The sequence below is a fragment of the Sphingomonas sp. SL1004 genome, assembly GCF_057815015.1.
In genome coordinates, this window is the sequence record NZ_JBYMUX010000001.1 from 1,112,759 (window position 1) to 1,129,378 (window position 16,620).

Annotated in this window: 14 protein-coding genes; 12 read left to right on the forward strand and 2 right to left on the reverse strand. The window is 67.5% G+C overall.

Going from position 1 to position 16,620, the window contains the following annotated elements; translation table 11 throughout:
• Positions 1–4 precede the first annotated feature (4 nt).
• The 5 genes from cobN to cobJ are packed head-to-tail and all read left to right on the forward strand — an operon-like array spanning position 5 to position 6,478.
• Positions 5–3,238 carry a cobaltochelatase subunit CobN gene (gene cobN, locus AC3D24_RS04945; RefSeq protein WP_489028737.1) on the forward strand — a complete coding sequence of 1,078 codons (3,234 nt, stop codon included), beginning with the start codon at positions 5–7 and terminating at the stop codon, positions 3,236–3,238.
• Positions 3,235–4,380 carry a precorrin-3B synthase gene (cobG, locus tag AC3D24_RS04950; protein WP_489028738.1) on the forward strand — a complete coding sequence of 382 codons (1,146 nt, stop codon included), beginning with the start codon at positions 3,235–3,237 and terminating at the stop codon, positions 4,378–4,380. Before cobN ends, cobG begins: the two co-directional genes overlap by 4 nt.
• Complete coding sequence (locus AC3D24_RS04955) at positions 4,381–5,010, forward strand: precorrin-8X methylmutase (protein WP_489028740.1); 630 nt, start codon at positions 4,381–4,383, stop codon at positions 5,008–5,010.
• Positions 5,007–5,732 (forward strand): precorrin-2 C(20)-methyltransferase, encoded by a 726-nt coding sequence (cobI, locus tag AC3D24_RS04960; RefSeq protein ID WP_489028742.1) that lies wholly within the window; start codon positions 5,007–5,009, stop codon positions 5,730–5,732. Before AC3D24_RS04955 ends, cobI begins: the two co-directional genes overlap by 4 nt.
• Positions 5,729–6,478, forward strand: a complete 750-nt coding sequence (gene cobJ / locus AC3D24_RS04965; RefSeq protein WP_489028743.1) for a precorrin-3B C(17)-methyltransferase — start codon at positions 5,729–5,731, stop codon at positions 6,476–6,478. The genes cobI and cobJ overlap by 4 nt, the downstream gene beginning before the upstream one ends.
• On the opposite strand, the gene AC3D24_RS04970 is transcribed toward cobJ, so the two are convergent.
• Entirely contained in the window at positions 6,454–7,203 is a 750-nt protein-coding gene (locus AC3D24_RS04970) for a cobalt-precorrin-6A reductase (protein WP_489028745.1), read from the reverse strand. The genes cobJ and AC3D24_RS04970 overlap by 25 nt on opposite strands.
• Here AC3D24_RS04970 and cbiE point away from each other — a divergent pair.
• Genes cbiE through cobF form a run of 6 tightly spaced genes read left to right on the forward strand, consistent with a single transcriptional unit; the run spans position 7,202 to position 12,332 of the window.
• Positions 7,202–8,401 (forward strand): precorrin-6y C5,15-methyltransferase (decarboxylating) subunit CbiE, encoded by a 1,200-nt coding sequence (gene cbiE / locus AC3D24_RS04975; RefSeq protein WP_489028747.1) that lies wholly within the window; start codon positions 7,202–7,204, stop codon positions 8,399–8,401. The genes AC3D24_RS04970 and cbiE overlap by 2 nt on opposite strands.
• Entirely contained in the window at positions 8,398–8,775 is a 378-nt protein-coding gene (locus AC3D24_RS04980; protein ID WP_489028749.1) for a cobalamin biosynthesis protein, read from the forward strand. Before cbiE ends, AC3D24_RS04980 begins: the two co-directional genes overlap by 4 nt.
• Positions 8,772–9,557, forward strand: a complete 786-nt coding sequence (cobM, locus tag AC3D24_RS04985; protein WP_489028751.1) for a precorrin-4 C(11)-methyltransferase — start codon at positions 8,772–8,774, stop codon at positions 9,555–9,557. Before AC3D24_RS04980 ends, cobM begins: the two co-directional genes overlap by 4 nt.
• Positions 9,554–10,858 carry a cobyrinic acid a,c-diamide synthase CobB gene (locus AC3D24_RS04990; protein ID WP_489028753.1) on the forward strand — a complete coding sequence of 435 codons (1,305 nt, stop codon included), beginning with the start codon at positions 9,554–9,556 and terminating at the stop codon, positions 10,856–10,858. The genes cobM and AC3D24_RS04990 overlap by 4 nt, the downstream gene beginning before the upstream one ends.
• Complete coding sequence (gene cobA / locus AC3D24_RS04995; protein ID WP_489028755.1) at positions 10,855–11,577, forward strand: uroporphyrinogen-III C-methyltransferase; 723 nt, start codon at positions 10,855–10,857, stop codon at positions 11,575–11,577. The genes AC3D24_RS04990 and cobA overlap by 4 nt, the downstream gene beginning before the upstream one ends.
• The gene (gene cobF / locus AC3D24_RS05000) at positions 11,574–12,332 is read left to right on the forward strand and encodes a precorrin-6A synthase (deacetylating) (RefSeq protein ID WP_489028757.1); all 759 of its coding nucleotides are present in this window, start codon (positions 11,574–11,576) and stop codon (positions 12,330–12,332) included. The genes cobA and cobF overlap by 4 nt, the downstream gene beginning before the upstream one ends.
• Before the next feature lie 25 nt (positions 12,333–12,357).
• Here the strand turns inward: cobF and AC3D24_RS05005 are convergent, their stop codons facing one another.
• A complete protein-coding gene (locus AC3D24_RS05005) occupies positions 12,358–14,037 on the reverse strand; it encodes an alkaline phosphatase D family protein (RefSeq protein WP_489028759.1) in 1,680 nt (559 codons plus the stop codon).
• Between the two features lie 168 nt (positions 14,038–14,205).
• Here AC3D24_RS05005 and AC3D24_RS05010 point away from each other — a divergent pair, with 168 nt between their 5' ends.
• Positions 14,206–16,608, forward strand: a complete 2,403-nt coding sequence (locus AC3D24_RS05010; protein WP_489028761.1) for a TonB-dependent receptor — start codon at positions 14,206–14,208, stop codon at positions 16,606–16,608.
• Positions 16,609–16,620 lie beyond the last annotated feature (12 nt).

Consider the following 16,620-nt stretch of genomic DNA (forward strand, 5'->3'; position numbering starts at 1 on the left):
CACGATGCACGTCGTCTTCCGCGAGACCCACGGGCTGGAGGAAAGCGCGGTCCCGCAGGACCTCGCTCAAACGCCTGCGGACCTCGTCGTCCTGTCCTTCTCCGACGGCGACCTCGGCGCATTCGCCGCGGGCTGGAGACGTGCGGACGCGACCGGAAGCCGATTGCCGTCGCTACGCCTCGCGAACCTGACCGCGCTCCAGCATCCGCTGTCGGTCGACACCTACATTGAGCAGACTTTATCCAGCGCGAAGGGCATCCTGATCCGGCTGATCGGCGGGCGGTCGTACTGGAGCTATGGTCTGCAACAAGTCGAAAGCCTCGCGCGGGAGAAGGGTATTGCGCTAGCCGTCCTCGCCGCAGACGGTCGCATCGACACGCGACTGGGCGCCGCCTCGACGATCCCGCTCTCCACACTCCGCCGCTTGGCGAACCTTTGCGACACCGGCGGCGCGGTCGCGGCCCAAGCGGCGCTGGCCCAGTTCGCGCTCGCGTCAGGCTGTTACGCGGGGCCCGTCACCGGCGTCCGCGCGATCGCCGATGTTGGCGGCTGGGAACCGCGTGACGGCGTGACCTGCCCGGCCGTATTTGCGCTCAGCGCGGACCGCCCCCGCGTGCTGATCGTCTTCTACCGTTCCTACCTCACCGCTGCCGACCTGCATCCGATCGAAGCGCTCCACGCGGAACTGACCGCGCGAGGTTTCGACGTCCTCGGCCTGTTTGCTCCCTCATTGAAAGCGCCCGACGCAGCCGGCTGGCTAACCCGCTGGGTCGAAGCCCTGAGCCCCGCCGCGATCGTCAACGCCACCGCCTTTTCCGCACGCGGCGCCACCGATACCACGCCGCTCGACGCCGCCAACGTCCCCGTCTTCCAGATCGCGCTGGCTACCTCCGACCACGCGGCATGGCTCGGCGCAACGCGAGGCCTGTCCCCAGCCGACCTTGCCATGCACGTCGTCCTTCCCGAAGTGGACGGTCGCCTGTTCGCCGGCGTCGCCAGCTTCAAGGAAGCCGCCGCCCGCGATGGTGACCTCGAATATACCCGCCGCGAACACCGCGCCGACCCAGCACGCATCACCGCCATCGCAGCGCGTATCGAAGCCTGGACGAAACTCGCCAGCAAACCCGTAGCGGACCACCGCATCGCGATCGTCCTCTCGACCTACCCAGGCAAGGCATACCAGATGGCGCACGCGGTCGGCCTCGACGCGCTCGCCTCCACCCAAGCCATCCTCGCCGATCTTACCGAAGCCGGCTACGCGATGACCCCCGACGTAGGCGATCTCGCTACGTCACGCATAAACTGGCCGCTCGCCGAGTATCGCAAAGCCCTCGCGCAGCTCCCCGAAGCCCTGCGGAATGATCTCCAGGAAACCTGGGCCGACCCCACCGAAGACTTCACCTTCACCGCGATCGACCAAGGCGGGGCGCTCGTGGCGCTCCAACCCGAGCGCGGCCGAACCGAACACCGCACGGAGGAATATCACGACCTCTCGCGCTGCCCCTGCCACGCCTATGTCGCCTTCTACCTCTGGCTTCGCACACGAGGCACCGACGCGATCGTCCATGTCGGCGCGCACGGCACGCTCGAATGGCTACCCGGCAAGTCGGTCGCGCTGTCGGACGCCTGCTGGCCTGAAGCGCTCACCGGCGCGCTGCCCGTCATCTACCCGTTCATCGTCAACGACCCCGGCGAAGCGGCCCAAGCCAAACGCCGCATCGGCGCAGTGACGCTCGGCCACGTCCCGCCACCGCTCGAACGCACCCGCACCGGCGCAGGTCTGGGGCGCCTCGAAGCGCTGCTCGACGAATTCTCCAACGCCGATGGCCTCGATCCAGCCCGCCGCGACCGCCTGCAACGCGACATCCGCGACGAAGCCACTGCCACCGGCCTCGCCGCAACGCTGGGCCTCGACGACACACAGTCCCAGGCCGACGCGATCACCCGCATCGACACCTTCGTCTGCGACGTGAAGGAGAGCCAGTATGGCGACGGCCTCCACATCTACGGCCGCGGCGAGCACGGCGCCGCTGAACGCGCCGGTCTCCTGTCCGCGCTCAAAGGCAAACGCGTCGCACCCGGCCCCTCCGGCTCGCCCTGGCGAGGCCGCGCCGACGTCCTCCCGACCGGCCGCAACCTCTACACGACCGATCCCCGTGCAGTCCCATCACGCGCCGCGCATACCCAAGGCGTGAAGCTCGCCGACGAACTCGTCCGCCGCCATCTGCAGGACCACGGCGACTACCCCCACAATCTCGTCGTCGATCTCTGGGCTTCCGCGACGATGCGGACAGCCGGCGAAGAGTTCGCGATGGCGCTCCACCTGCTCGGCGCGGAACCGATCTGGGACATGCAGTCCGACCGCGTCACGGGCGTCGAGATTCTACCACTGGCGAACTTCGACCGTCCTCGCATCGACGTCACGCTGCGCGTCTCAGGCCTGTTCCGCGATGCCTTCCCGACGCTCTGCACGATGTTTGGCCAAGCCGTCCGAGCCTTGGCCGCACGCGACGAGCCCGCGGACTGGAACCCGTTCGTCGGCCACGAGCCAACACCGCGCGTCTACGGCCCCGAACCCGGCCGCTACGGCCTGAGCATGGGTGACGCCGCCGAAACCTACACGCCGGAGGCGCGCCTGACCGCTGGCAAGGCTTGGCTATCCGCCTCCAGCCACGCGTTGGATGACGGCAGCGACAGCTTCGACCCGGCCGGCATCCGCGACCGTGTCGCCGCTGCCGTCGCCTTCGTCCACGTCCAGGATCTGCCCGAGACCGACCTGCTGCTCGCCGCAGACTACGCCGCGCACGAAGCAGGCTTCGCCGCCGCGCAATCGGTCGCCGGGGGAAGCGCCACTCTCTACCATCTCGACGCGAGAGACCCGTCCCAAGCCAAAGCCCGCCCATTCAAGGAAGAGATCGCCCGCGTCGTCCATGCCCGCGCCGCCCACCCCGGCTGGGTAGACGGCATGATGCGCCACGGATTCCGCGGCGGTGCGGAGATCGCCGCCACGCTCGATCATCTCGGCGCCTTCGCGCATCTCGCCAGCGCGGTCCGCCCCGAACTGATCGACCTCTATTACGACGCCACCCTAGGCCGCGACGACGTCCACGCCTTCCTTGCCAAAGCCAACCCCGGCGCGCTGGCCGCGATGCAGGCGCGCTTTGCAGCGCTCCACGCCGCCGATCTGTGGCCGACCCGCCGCAACTCGATCCTCGCAGCGCTGGACCTGCCGGCATGACCGGGTTCGTCGTCAAAGGCTGGTGCCCCGACGCTTGGCGTCCGATGATGGCCGGCGACGGCCTGCTCGTTCGCGTCCGTCCCCCGCTCGGTCGCCTGACCCGCACGCAGGTTCTGGGCCTTGCTGAAGCCACGACGCAGCACGGCAACGGCCAGATCGACGCCACCACCCGCGCCAACCTGCAGATCCGCGGCGTTCGCGAGGAAAGCTGGCGCCCGCTGATCGACACGCTCCTCGATCTCGGCCTGATCGACCGGGTCCAAACCCGAGAGGCCCGCGCCAACATCCTCGTCACACCCGTCTGGCGCACAGGCGACGACACCCACCGCATCGCCGGGGAGCTGCGCGCCCGACTGTCGGAGCTGCCGGATCTTCCCGGCAAGGTCGGTTTCGCGATCGACGCCGGCGCTGCACCAGTGCTGCAAGACGCGCCCGCCGACTTCCGCGTCGAACGCACCGCATCCGGTCGATTGATCCTTCGCGCAGACGGCCGAGACCTTGGCGCACCGTTGTCGCCCGGCAGCGAAGTCTATCACCTGATCGCGCTGGCCCGCTGGTTCGTCGAAAGCGGCGGCACGGCGAGCGGTCGCATGGCAAGATACGACGCACCTCTCCCCGAGTGGGCCACCGGAACGACGACGCCCGCAGCTGCCGCGCCCCATGTCAAACCCGGCCAGCATCCGCTCGGCATCGCGCTCGGCCTGCCATTTGGCCGCGTCTCGGCGATGGCGCTGACTCGATTCATCGAGGCCGAAACCGCCATCGAAGCTATCCGTCTGACTCCTTGGCACATCGTCATCTGCGAAACGGAGGGGGCGCTCGCGGTACAGCCCGACCCCGCCGACTTCATCACCGATCCTTTATCGCCGTTACTCCGCACGGATGCCTGTGTCGGCGCATCGGCCTGTCCACAAGCCACTGTCGAAACCCGCAGTCTCGCGCACCGCCTGGCCCCTCACATCGCAGGCCGGCTCCACGTCTCCGGATGCGCCAAGGGATGCGCGCGAGCCGCCCCCGCCGACGTAACGCTGACCGGGCGCGAAGGCCGTTACGACCTCGCCTTCAACGCGCGTGCCGGCGCACCACCCTTCCGCGCAGGCCTCGACGCCGCGCAGATCCTCGCTCATTTCGGAGCCGCCTGAATGCCGTACGCCTATGAAACCGACGGCGCGGCGATCTACCGCCAGTCCTTCGCGATGATCCGCGCGGAGGCCGACCTCGCCCGGTTCTCGCCCGAAGAAGAGCCCGTCGCCGTCCGCATGATCCACGCAGCGGGACTGGTCGGCCTAGCCCCACATATCCGCTTCACGCCCAATTTCGCCACCGAAGCACGCCGCGCACTGCAAGCCGGCGCGCCGATCCTCTGCGACGCGCGCATGGTCACGGAAGGGATCACGCGCGCCAGATTGCCCGCAGACAACCACATCATCTGCACGCTCCATGCCCCAGAAACGCCCGAGCTAGCGCGTACGATGGGCAACACCCGCTCGGCCGCAGCACTCGAACTCTGGCGCCCGCATCTCGCCGGCGCGGTCGTCGCGATCGGCAACGCGCCCACCGCGTTGTTCCACCTGCTCAACATGCTCGAAGACCCCGATTGTCCGCGCCCGGCGGCGATCATCGGCTGCCCCGTAGGCTTTGTCGGCGCGGTCGAATCGAAGGCGGCACTCTGGACCGACCAACCCGTGCCGTGCGTCGTCGTCGAGGGCCGGATGGGCGGCAGCGCGATCACCGTCGCCGCGGTCAACGCGCTCGCGAGCGGCACCGAATGACGCCTGGCACGATTCACGGCGTAGGCTTGGGACCGGGTGCGCAGGACCTGATGAGCGTCCGTTCGGATCGCCTGGTCCGCAGCGCGCGTCATATCGCCTATTTCCGCAAAGCCGGGCGCCCCGGTCAGGCACGAAAGATCGTCGACGGCATGCTCCGCGTCGACGTGATCGAGTTCCCGATGGAATACCCCGTAACCACGGAGATCCCGGTCTCCGACCCTCGCTACAACGACTGCCTGTCGGCATTCTACGAAGGCTGCATCGATCACCTTGCGACGCTTGCACGCGCCGGCGAAGACGTCGTCGTACTCTGCGAAGGCGACCCGTTCTTCTACGGCTCGTTCATGCACCTCTACACCCGCCTCCAGACGATCGCGCCGGTGCAGGTCGTCCCCGGCATCACCGGCATGTCCGGCGCCTGGACCGCCAGCAGAGCACCGATCACCTGGGGCGACGACGTGCTGACCGTCCTTATGGGCACGCTCCCCGAGGAGGATCTGGTCCGCCGCATCCGCGACACCGACGCGCTGGTGGTGATGAAGATCGGCCGTCACCTCGCCAAGCTCCGCCGCGCCGTCGCCGCCGCCGGACGCGAGAGCGAGGCATGGCTGGTCGAATACGCCGCGATGGCCGATCAGCGTGTCACGCGGCTCTGCGAGGCGGATGCTATCACACCCTATTTCTCGATCCTGCTGATCCATGGCCAGGGGCGCCGCCCATGACCGGCTCGCTCGCTATCGCAGGGCTCGGCCCGGGCGATCCAAACCTCGTGACGCCCGAAGTCACCGCGGCGCTCGCCGAAGCGACCGACGTCATCGGCTACATTCCCTACGTCGCGCGCGTCGCCCCCCGCGACGGCCTCACACTCCACCCGACCGACAACCGCATCGAACTCGACCGGGCCACGCACGCTCTCAAGCTCGCAGCCCAAGGCCACCGCGTGGTCGTCGTATCCTCGGGCGATCCCGGCGTGTTCGCGATGGCCGCCGCGGTGTTCGAAGCGCTCGAAGCCGGCCCCCAAGAATGGCGCGAACTCGACATCCGCGTGCTGCCCGGCATTACCGCGATGCTCGCCGCAAGCGCCCGCGCCGGCGCTCCGCTCGGCCATGATTTCTGCGCGATCAACCTTTCCGACAATCTCAAACCCTGGCCGCTGATCGCACGTCGCGTGCGCCTCGCCGCCGAAGCCGACTTCGCGATCGCCTTCTACAACCCGCGATCGAAGGCGCGCCCCGACGCCCTGATCCGCATCTTCGAGGTCCTCCGCGAGACCTGTGGCGACGACCGCACCGTGCTGTTCGCCCGCGCCGTCTCGACGCCCGAGGAAACCCTCCGCATCGTTCCGCTCACCGAAGCCCGAGCGGAGATGGCTGACATGCGCACGTTGATCATCATCGGCTCCAGCCTCACCCGGATCATCGACCGTCCGGCAGGCCCGATCCTCTACACGCCCCGGTCGGCACCATGATCGAGCCAGCGCAGCACGTCCTCCGCCGCATGCACCTCGAGGCGAGTCGGCAGGGTCGGCCTATCGATCATGATCACCGGCAGCCCGAGCGCACGGGCCGCGCCCAGCTTGGCCTGCGCGCCCGACCCGCCCGCATTCTTGCAGACGACGACCTCGATGCCGTGCGTCGCCAGCAAACGCCGATCACCCTCGACATCGAATGGACCGCGACTCACCACGAGATGATGCCGCGGCAAGCCGGACGGATGATCGGGCACATTGACGAACCGCAGCAGATAATCGTGCTGCGGTTGCGCTGCGAACGCGTCGACATGCATCCGGCCGAGTGCCAGCATCACGCGCCGCGATGGCCCGGCGAGTGCGGTTACGGCCGCCTCGATATTGGCGACCCGCGTCCATCGATCGCCCGTGACTTCGGCCCAAGGCGGTCGCGTCAAGGCGATATGCTGCACACCCGCGCGGCCTGCGGCGAGGACGGCATTCGCGCTCATTCGCGCCGCGAACGGATGCGTCGCGTCCACCAGATGCGTCACGCCGTGATCGCGCAGATATTCCGTCAGCCCTTCGACGCCGCCAAAGCCGCCTATCCGCACCGGGATCGGCTGTGCCCTCGGGCTGGCGACGCGCCCGGCGTAGCTCAACACGGCCGCATCGCCTCGCCCGGCCAGCAGCACGGCCAGCGCACTCGCTTCGGTCGTGCCGCCCAGAACCAGGATGTTCGACATGGCTGACACTCCCTGGCTGACGATCGTCGGGATCGGCGAAGACGGCATGGCTGGCCTGTCCGCGCCGGCAAAAGCGGCGCTCGCCGGCGCCGATCTCGTGACCGGTGCGACCCGGCATCTGGCGCTGCTCCCCGATCTTACGGGCGAGGTCGTGCCGTGGCCAGTCCCGTTCGACCAGGGGATAGCGGCTTTGCTGACGCATCGTGGTCGCAGCGTCGTCATGCTCGTCTCCGGCGATCCGTTCTGGTTCGGCGGCGGCACCAGCATCACCCGTCATCTCGCCCCGGGCGAGTGGATCGCGCATCCGGTGCCATCGACGTTCAGCCTTGCCGCGGCACGTCTCGGTTGGCCGATCGAGGACACCGCGTGCCTCGGCCTTCACGCAGCGGCATTCACGCGCCTGCGCCGGCATGTTGCGACCGGACGCCGTGCGCTAGTGCTGGTTCGCGACGGTGACGCCGTTGCCGCGTTGGCGCGGTATATCGGTGATCTCGGCTTTGGGGATTCGCGTTTGCACGTCCTCGAAGCGCTGGGCGGCCCCAGCGAACGGATTCGCGAAACGACGGCGGCGGGGCTCGATCTCGACGATGTCGCACACCCCGTGGCGGTCGGGGTCGTGTTCGCCGGCACGGGCGACGCGATGCCCCAGGTCGCGGGTTTGCCGGATACGTGGTTCGAGCATGACGGCCAGATCACCAAGAGCCCGATCCGCGCGCTGACCCTGTCCGCGCTCGCGCCGAGACCGGGCGAGACATTGTGGGATATCGGCGCGGGCGCGGGTTCGATCGGTATCGAATGGCTGTTGTCCGACGCCTCTATGCAGGCGATCGCGTTCGAGGCGGACCCGGTCCGCGCCGCCCGTGCGCGCGCGAATGCGGCTGCGCTGGGGGTGGATCGCCTGACGGTCGTCAAGGGTCGGGCACCGGGTGTGCTCGAGGGCCATGCGCCACCCAACGCGGTATTCATCGGTGGCGGCCTCTCGGAGGCGTTGCTGGATCATGTCTGGACGAAGCTCGTCACCGGCACCCGCCTGGTGGCCAATGCGGTCACGCTCGAATCCGAGGCACTGCTTATCCGCTGGCAGGGGCTGAAGGGGGGCACGCTCCTGCGTATCGAATTGTCGGACGCGACGTCGATCGGCAATCGCCGCGGCTGGCGCGCGCGCTATCCGGTCGTGCAATGGAGCGTCACCGCGTGATCGTCGCAGGCTTCGGATGGCGCACGGGTGCGGATTTGGGAGCGATACGCGCGGCACTTGCCAGCGCGCAGCAAGGCCAGCCTCCGGTCACCGCGCTCGCCGCGCCGCGTGACAAGCTCGCGCTCGTGTCGCCGCTCGCTGAGGCCATGGGGATAGCGATGATCGCGGTATCGCCCGGCGCGCTGCAGTCGACGCCAACGCCGACCCAATCGCCCGCCAGCCTGAAGGCCCGCGCCACCGGCAGCGTCGCCGAGGCCGCGGCGCTCGCCGCTGCCGGTCCTGGCGCGCGGCTGTTGACGACGCGTCACATATCGCCCGATCGAACGGCGACCTGCGCCCTCGCGCGATCGGACACCGAAGGACCTGCCCAATGACCGTTCACTTCATCGGCGCGGGTCCCGGAGCGCCCGATCTCCTCACGCTCAGGGGCCGCGACCGGATCGCCGGATCGCCCGTCTGCCTGTACGCCGGCTCGCTGATCCCGACGGCGATGCTCGATCATTGTCCGGCCGATGCGCGCATCGTCAACACTGCGCCGCTGTCGCTCGACCAGATCATCGCCGAGATCCAGGCTGCGCACGACGCCGGCCACGACGTCGCGCGGCTCCATTCCGGCGACCTTTCGATCTGGTCGGCGATGGGCGAGCAACTCCGCCGACTCCGCGCGCTGGCCATTCCGTTCACGATCACCCCCGGCGTGCCTGCCTTCGCCGCCGCTGCCGCCGCGCTGGAGGTCGAGCTGACGCTGCCCGAACTCGTGCAGTCGGTGGTGCTGACCCGCACGCCCGGCCGCGCCAGCACGATGCCGCCGACCGAAAACCTCGCCACGTTCGCCGCGACCGGGGCGACGCTCGCGATCCATTTGTCGGTGCATAATTTCGCCCAGGTTGTCGCGGATCTCACGCCGGCTTACGGCGCGGATTGCCCGGTCGCGATCGTCTGGCGCGCGAGCTGGCCGGACCAGCAGATCGCGCGCGCCACGCTCGCAACAATCGCCGATGCCATCGCGGGCAAGCCCGATCGGACCGCGTTGATCCTGGTCGGCCAAGCGCTTGCGGCGCGCGATTTCGCCGAAAGTAGCCTGTATGCCCAAGGATACGACCGCCGTTTCCGACCGCAATCGGCGGAATCGAAGTTTGCGGGAAACCTTGCATGATCCCCGGCCTGATGATCGCCGCCCCAGCCTCCGGCACCGGCAAGACCACGGTCATGCTCGGCCTGCTCCGTGCACTCCGCGACGACGGCGTCGCGGTCCAGCCGTTCAAGAGCGGTCCCGACTATATCGACCCCGCCTTCCACCGCGCCGCCAGCGGCCGCGCGTCGTTCAACCTCGATAGCTGGTCGATGCCCGCCGCGATGCTCGACACGCTCGCGGGCAACGCCGACGACGCCGACTTCGCGCTTGCGGAAGGATCAATGGGGCTGTTCGACGGCGTCGCGAAGCTGGGCGCAACCGGTAACGGCGCCAGCGCCGACATCGCGCGGCGAATGGGCTGGCCGGTCGTGCTGGTGATCGACGTGTCTGGCCAGGCGCAATCCGCCGCTGCCACGGCGCTGGGTTTCAGCCGCTACGATCCGACCGTTCCCATCGCAGGGGTCATCCTCAACCGCGTCGCCAGCGCCCGTCACGAGCGCCTCGCGCGCAGCGGAATGGAGGCGGTCGGCATCCGCGTGTTCGGCGCGCTGCCGCGGCGGGGCGACCTGAAGCTGCCCGAACGCCATCTGGGACTCGTGCAAGCGGCGGAGCATCCCGACCTCGATGCACGGATCGGCGAGTATGCGGCCTTTCTTCGGACGCACGTCGATATCGCAAGGCTTCGCGACGCAGCTGGCGCGGTCGATCGGACGAGCCCCGAGCCGACATGGATCCGTCCTCCGGCACAGCGGATAGCGCTGGCGCAGGACGCTGCGTTCTCTTTCACCTACGCGCACGTGCTGGAAGGGTGGCGACGCGCAGGCACCGAAATCCTGCCGTTTTCGCCGCTCGCGGACGAAATCCCAGCGCCCGATGCAGACTTCGTATGGCTGCCGGGCGGATACCCCGAACTCCACGTCGGCAAGCTCGCCGAGGCGCACAGGTTCCGTGCAGCGCTTCGTAAGCATGCGGAGACCCGGCCCATCCACGGCGAGTGTGGCGGGTACATGGCACTCGGCGAGGGACTGATCGACGCCGATGGAACACGTCATCGGATGGCAGGGCTACTCGGTCTCGTCACCAGCTATGCACGGCGCAAGATGCATCTGGGCTATCGCAGCGCGACGTTGCTAGCGCCGATGGGCGGGTTCACGGCGGGAGCCGGGCTCGCCGGGCATGAATTCCACTATTCGACGATCGTCGAGCAACCCGACGCGGCGCTTGCGAACGTCGCGGATGCGGAGGGTACTCCGGTTCCCGAAACCGGGTCTTATCGCGGCCACGTCAGCGGTAGCTTCTTTCATCTGATCGCGGCCGCATGACGGGTTTCGTTTCATTCGTCGGCTCCGGACCCGGCGATCCCGAATTGCTGACTTTGAAAGCGGTCGCAAGGTTGCAGGCGGCGGACGCTGTGCTGTTCGACGATCTGTCGTCAGGTGCTGTGCTGGGTCACGCTCGTCCCGGTGCGGACTTCGTGGCCGTAGGCAAACGTGCGGGCCGCCCCTCCCCCAGCCAAGCGCACGTGTCGCAACTTCTGGTAGAATACGCACAGACCGGTATCCGCGTCGTCCGCCTGAAGTCAGGCGATTGCGGCATGTTCGGCCGCCTCGAAGAAGAGATCGTGGCACTGAGGACGGCCGGCATCCCGTTCGAGATCGTCCCCGGCATCAGCGCAGCCAGTGCTGCCGCCGCCGCGGCCCAGATCCCGCTGACCCGGCGGCTTCGTGCTCGCCGGGTCCAGTTCGTCACTGGGCATGACATCACCGGCGACCTGCCTGAAGAGCTGAACATGGCCGCGCTTGCCGACAAGGACGCGACGACCGTCGTCTTCATGCCCAAGCGTACGTTCCCCTCGCTGGCTGCATCGCTTGTTTCACACGGCCTGTCGCCCGACACACCCGCACTGATCGCCGAGAATGTCGGCCACCCCGATCAGACCCTTACGCGTTCGACGATCGTGGACCTCGCGGCGCAACTGGCGTCCGGTTTCTCCAGCAAACCGGCGCTGATCCTCTACGGTCCACTGATGGACGGCGAATGATAGACCTGCGCCTTATCGGCATCGGCACCGGCAATCCCGATCATCTGACGCGGGCTGCAATTGCCGCGATGAACGCCGCCGACTTGATCCTTCTGCCGCGCAAAGGCGACGCCAAGTCCGACCTGATAGACCTGCGGCGGACGATCTGCGCCGACATCCTGCTGGGATCGACCCGGGTCGTTGAGTTCGACCTTCCCGAACGCGACGCCGAGGCCCCATACCTGAACGCGGTCGACCTTTGGCATGATGCAATCGCGGCGGTTTGGGCCGAACAGATCTCGATGCACATGCCAGACGGCGGGACTGTCGCGCTCCTCGTCTGGGGTGATCCGTCGCTGTACGATAGTACGCTGCGCATTGCCGATCGCTTGCGCGCAGCCGGGATGCTCCTCGCGGTGACGGTCGTTCCGGGCATCACCAGCCTCCAGGCGCTGACCGCGGCGCACGCGATCCCGCTCAACGATCTCGGCGCTCCGGTTCTCATCACGACCGGCCGTCGCCTCCGCGAGGGCGGCTGGCCCGACGGCGTCGATACGCTTGCGATCATGCTCGATGGCGGCTACGCGTTCGAGACGGTGGCACCGGACGGCGTCATGATTTGGTGGGGTGCGTACCTCGGCATGGCGCACCAAGCGCTGGTAGCCGGCGGGCTCGCAGACGTCTCTGCGGTCATTGCCGCCGAGCGCGCTACCCTACGCGCTCGGCACGGCTGGATCATGGACATCTACATCCTGCGCCGCACACCCAAGGCATAGCGGACGACGCTGGCAAGGCGTTCGATCAGATCATATCCTGAAGTGGCGTGTCTGTCTTTGTTGCCAGCGCGCGGAACCGTTTGACGCTCGCGTGCTCATACGGCTTGGCGAAGATCGTCGAAACCGTGCGAAAGTCACCGATCGCGTCTTCCGGGGTCAGCGTTAGCAGCAGGAAGCCCTTGCGGTCCTGGTCGCAGAACCGGACCTCGCCTTGGTTGGCGTCTGCGATCAGCGTGCCGATGCCGGGCAGCAAAGAACCGTAGGACGGGCTGGTGATCGCGGTGCAGCCGAATTCGGCGGCGACGAGCCTACCCGAAGCGTCATGCAAATCGTTTGCCCATGCCGCGTGGCTGTCGCCCGAGAGCACGATCGGCCGCGACTTCGCGCGACGGAACGCGGCGTACAGACGCTCACGGGCTGGCGGATAGCCGTCCCAGCTATCGAAGTTGAACGGGAGGCCGGCACGGTACGACGCGATCCCCGCCGCAAGCCGATCGCGCCACATCGCTGGCAGTTTCGCCATCGTCGCGGCGAAGCGCTCCGGCCCTAGCTGCTTCTCCATGTCCGGCCCGGCGACCTTCGCCATCACGACCTGGTTACCGAGCACTTGCCACGGCTTTCCCGCCGCGACCGAGGTCGCCATCGTCTTCTCGACCCAGCCGAGTTGCGCCGGCCCTAGCAGTTCGCGGTTCGGCAACGCGCGTTCGGCCATCATCGGCGCATAGTCCGCGGGTGCGATCCCCTCGCCCTTGGCGTCGACCTGCTGGCTACGGGCGAGGAGGCGCGTCTCGACCATCACCAGGGTGGCGAGATCTCCAAAATCGAAGCTGCGGTTTATGGCGGCCCAGGGGTGGTCGGGGAGTGGTTCGCGGATTGGCATCCATTCGAAATAGGCCTGCATCGCCGCGGCCTTGCGTTTTTCCCAATCGCCCTCGGTCTTGGGATCGTGATTCTCGGCGCCGTGCATCCAGTCGTCGTTGGCGACTTCGTGGTCGTCCCAGACGCAGATGAACGCGGCTCGGGCGTGGGCGGCCTGCATGTCGACGTCGCGTTTCACCTGCGCGTGGCGCATCCGGTAGTCGGCGAGGCTGACGATCTCGTGCGCCGGCTCGACGATCCGACCGATCTTCTTCGCGATCTCAGCGCCGTACCCTTCAGCGCCATATTCGTAGATGTAGTCGCCCAGGTGCACCACCGCATCGAGCCGTTCGAGCTTGGCGATCGCGTCGTACGCGTTGAACAGCCCGCCCGCGTAGAGCTGGCACGAGACCACCGCCATCACGACATCGGCGACCTTGCCCTTCGGCAGCGTCCGGAACCGACCGACCGGCGAACGCGTACCGTCCGCCGCATCGAACCAGTAGCGATAGTCGCGACCCGGCTGGAGCCCCGTAGCCTGGACCTTCGCCGTGAAGTCGCGCGCCGCCCGCGCCTTGACGCTGCCCGAGCGGATCGGCGTGCCGCCTTCCGTCTCGGCAACGTGCCACGTCAGCGTGATGTCCGCGGCTTGAGCGAGGTCGGCCGGCGTCGCGCGGGTCCACAGGATCGCGCCGTCGATCGAGGGATCGCCGCTCGCCACGCCGTGATCGAAGCGCGCCTTCGCCTGCCCTGCCGCATGTGCCGAAACCGCCGGCAGCGCGAGCGTCGCACCCGATCCTGCGAGTTTCAGGGCGTTCTTCAGGGCATCGCGGCGGTTGATCGTCATTGCACAGTCTTTCAAGCGGGTGTCGCCCGCCTGCTAGCCACGCTCCGCGACACTCTGGCGTAACCGGTGTGACAGTCGAATGACGACACTGTCATGTTCGTTTCATTATTACGCCATCGAAACGTCACCTCTTCCCCCTAGTGCCTCCCCAACGACACGGGGGACACAATGACACGCATCTTCACGCGGCTCGCACTTGCGACGCTCGCCACGACCTGCTCGACCGCAGCACTTGCCCAGGCCGCACTCGGCCAGGCCATCACGCAGGCCGCACTGAACACCGACACGCCCGAAGACGAGATCGTCGTCACCGCGCAGAAGCGCGAACAGCGGATCGCCGACGTCCCCGTCACCGTCACCGCGCTGACCGGCGCGCGCATGGCCTCGATCGGCGTGTCCGAACTCGACGAGGTCGCCGCCTTTATCCCCGGTCTCCAGGTCCAGGAGCAGAGCGCGAACAACCCCGGCTTCGTGATCCGCGGCATCACCTCGGACAATGGTTCGTCGCAGCAGGGCGCGCGCGTCACGCTGTATTACAACGGCATCGATATCAGCCGGTCTCGTGGCGCGTGGCAGGATCTGTACGATCTGGAGCGCATTGAGGTCGTGAAGGGCCCGCAGGCGACGCTGTTCGGCACCGCCGCCGCGGTCGGCGCGATCAGCGTGATCTCCGCCAAGCCGCAGCCCGGGTTCTCGGGCGCGATCGACGCCTCCTACGGCAATTTCGACCGCACGCAGGTGTCGGGCTTTCTGAACGCCGGCAACGAGACGCTCTCCGGCCGGCTCGCCTTCGCGTACAAATACCGCAAGGGCTATGTCCGCAACATCGCCGGCGACGCGAACGTACCCAACCAGAACCAGGGTCTCGTCGACCAGGACGACCTGAACGGCCAGGATCAGCGCGGCGTCCGCGGTTCGCTGCGCTTCAAGCCGAGCGATACCATCACCGCCGATCTCGTCCTGACCTATGACGGCCAGCGCAATCCCGGCACCGCGTTCAAGAGCCGCGCGCATGCTCCGACCGGCGGCCAGACCGGCGATTACGGATATGCCGAACTCTCGGGCTCGCCGTACAGCCTCGAACTGCTCGGCGCGCGTAAACTCGGCCTGACGCGTAACGTCTACGACGCGAACCTGACGATCACCGCGGACCTGTCGCCGGGAATCACCTTCACCACTGTCAACGGCTATCGCCGGTTCGACGCGCTAGAGATCTTCGACGCGGATGGTGGCCCCGCCGCGTATCTGGAGTTCGCCGAGGACGCAAAGGGCGACCAGTGGAGCCATGAGAGCCGTTTCGCGTTCGAAGGGCCGAAATATCGTGCCTCGGTCGGCTGGAACGCGTTCTTCGAAAACGGCTTTCAGCGGGTGCCGTTCGCAACCGAAGAGGGCACGTACCTCGCCTGCTCGGTTGCCGCAGCCTACGCGCCGATCCGCACCGCACTGAACGGCGCTGGCATCCCGACCGGGACCAACTGCGTCGCTGCCAACGGCACCATCCCTGCCACCCGCGCGACATCGGTGCTGACAGGTGGCCGCGCCACTGCAATTCCGTATTCGTCGGTGTTCACCAACTTCGGCAACAACGACACCTATTCGGTGTTCGCCGACGCGACGTACATCCCGGTGCCGGCACTCGAACTGACCGCAGGCGCGCGGATTCTGATTGAGGATCGGCAGTCGGGCTATTCGTCGGTCCAGCCGAACTCGGTGATCCTGGCGGCGCTTGGCATCCAGTCGAGCCTGCTCGGTACGGTCAACACCAACGGCAACAAGTTCGTCGCGGAAAAGAGCTTCACGGCGATCCTGCCGCGCTTCAACGCGCTGTTGAAGGTGACCGACGACGTCAACCTGTATGCGACCATCAGCAAGGGGCGCCGCTCGCCGGTGGTCCAGCTCGCCGCCCAGCGCACGGCGTTCGGCGTCGGCCCCAATCTGCAGGTCGTGCCGCAGGAGAATGTCTGGAACTACGAAGGCGGCATCAAGGGTCGCGTCGGGCCGTTCAGCGGCGCGGCATCGGTGTTCTACCAGACCTATGATGGCTTCCAGGTGTCGGTGACCGCCAATGGCGTGACAACGACCCAGAGCGCAGGCTCCGCCAAGAACCTCGGCGTCGAGCTCGAGGGCAATCTGAAGCTCGCCTCGTATCTCTCTGTATTCGGGACGTTCGCCTATATCGATGGCGGCATTGGTGACGAAGCTGCGAATGGCGTGTTTGCCGGCAACCAGTTCCGTCTGCAGCCGGACAAGACCGCATCGGCCGGCGCGATGCTGCGCCTGCCGGTGGGCGGCGCGACGCTCTATGCCACGCCGACCGTCACCTACAAATCGAAGGTGTTCTTCGAGCTGCCGAACAACCCGGCGATCAGCACGCCCGGCTATACGCTGGTCAATTTGCGTGCCGGTCTCGAGCTTGGCGGCGGCAAGTACAGCGTCGGCGGCTTCGTCCGGAACGCGACCAACAAGCGCTACCTGATCGACGCGGGCAACACCGGCGGCGGCTTCGGCATCCCGACCTACATCGCCGGCGAACCGCGCTTCTACGGCGTGGAACTGGGCGCGAAGTTCTGATCCGTACGCATT

Coding starts and splice junctions, on each gene's coding strand:
- cobN (WP_489028737.1), top strand. CDS start 5: ATGCACGTCGTCTTCCGCGAGACCCACGGGCTGGAGGAAAGCGCGGTC.
- cobG (WP_489028738.1), top strand. CDS start 3,235: ATGACCGGGTTCGTCGTCAAAGGCTGGTGCCCCGACGCTTGGCGTCCG.
- AC3D24_RS04955 (WP_489028740.1), top strand. CDS start 4,381: ATGCCGTACGCCTATGAAACCGACGGCGCGGCGATCTACCGCCAGTCC.
- cobI (WP_489028742.1), top strand. CDS start 5,007: ATGACGCCTGGCACGATTCACGGCGTAGGCTTGGGACCGGGTGCGCAG.
- cobJ (WP_489028743.1), top strand. CDS start 5,729: ATGACCGGCTCGCTCGCTATCGCAGGGCTCGGCCCGGGCGATCCAAAC.
- cbiE (WP_489028747.1), top strand. CDS start 7,202: ATGGCTGACACTCCCTGGCTGACGATCGTCGGGATCGGCGAAGACGGC.
- AC3D24_RS04970 (WP_489028745.1), bottom strand. CDS start 7,203: ATGTCGAACATCCTGGTTCTGGGCGGCACGACCGAAGCGAGTGCGCTG.
- cobM (WP_489028751.1), top strand. CDS start 8,772: ATGACCGTTCACTTCATCGGCGCGGGTCCCGGAGCGCCCGATCTCCTC.
- AC3D24_RS04990 (WP_489028753.1), top strand. CDS start 9,554: ATGATCCCCGGCCTGATGATCGCCGCCCCAGCCTCCGGCACCGGCAAG.
- cobA (WP_489028755.1), top strand. CDS start 10,855: ATGACGGGTTTCGTTTCATTCGTCGGCTCCGGACCCGGCGATCCCGAA.
- cobF (WP_489028757.1), top strand. CDS start 11,574: ATGATAGACCTGCGCCTTATCGGCATCGGCACCGGCAATCCCGATCAT.
- AC3D24_RS05005 (WP_489028759.1), bottom strand. CDS start 14,037: ATGACGATCAACCGCCGCGATGCCCTGAAGAACGCCCTGAAACTCGCA.
- AC3D24_RS05010 (WP_489028761.1), top strand. CDS start 14,206: ATGACACGCATCTTCACGCGGCTCGCACTTGCGACGCTCGCCACGACC.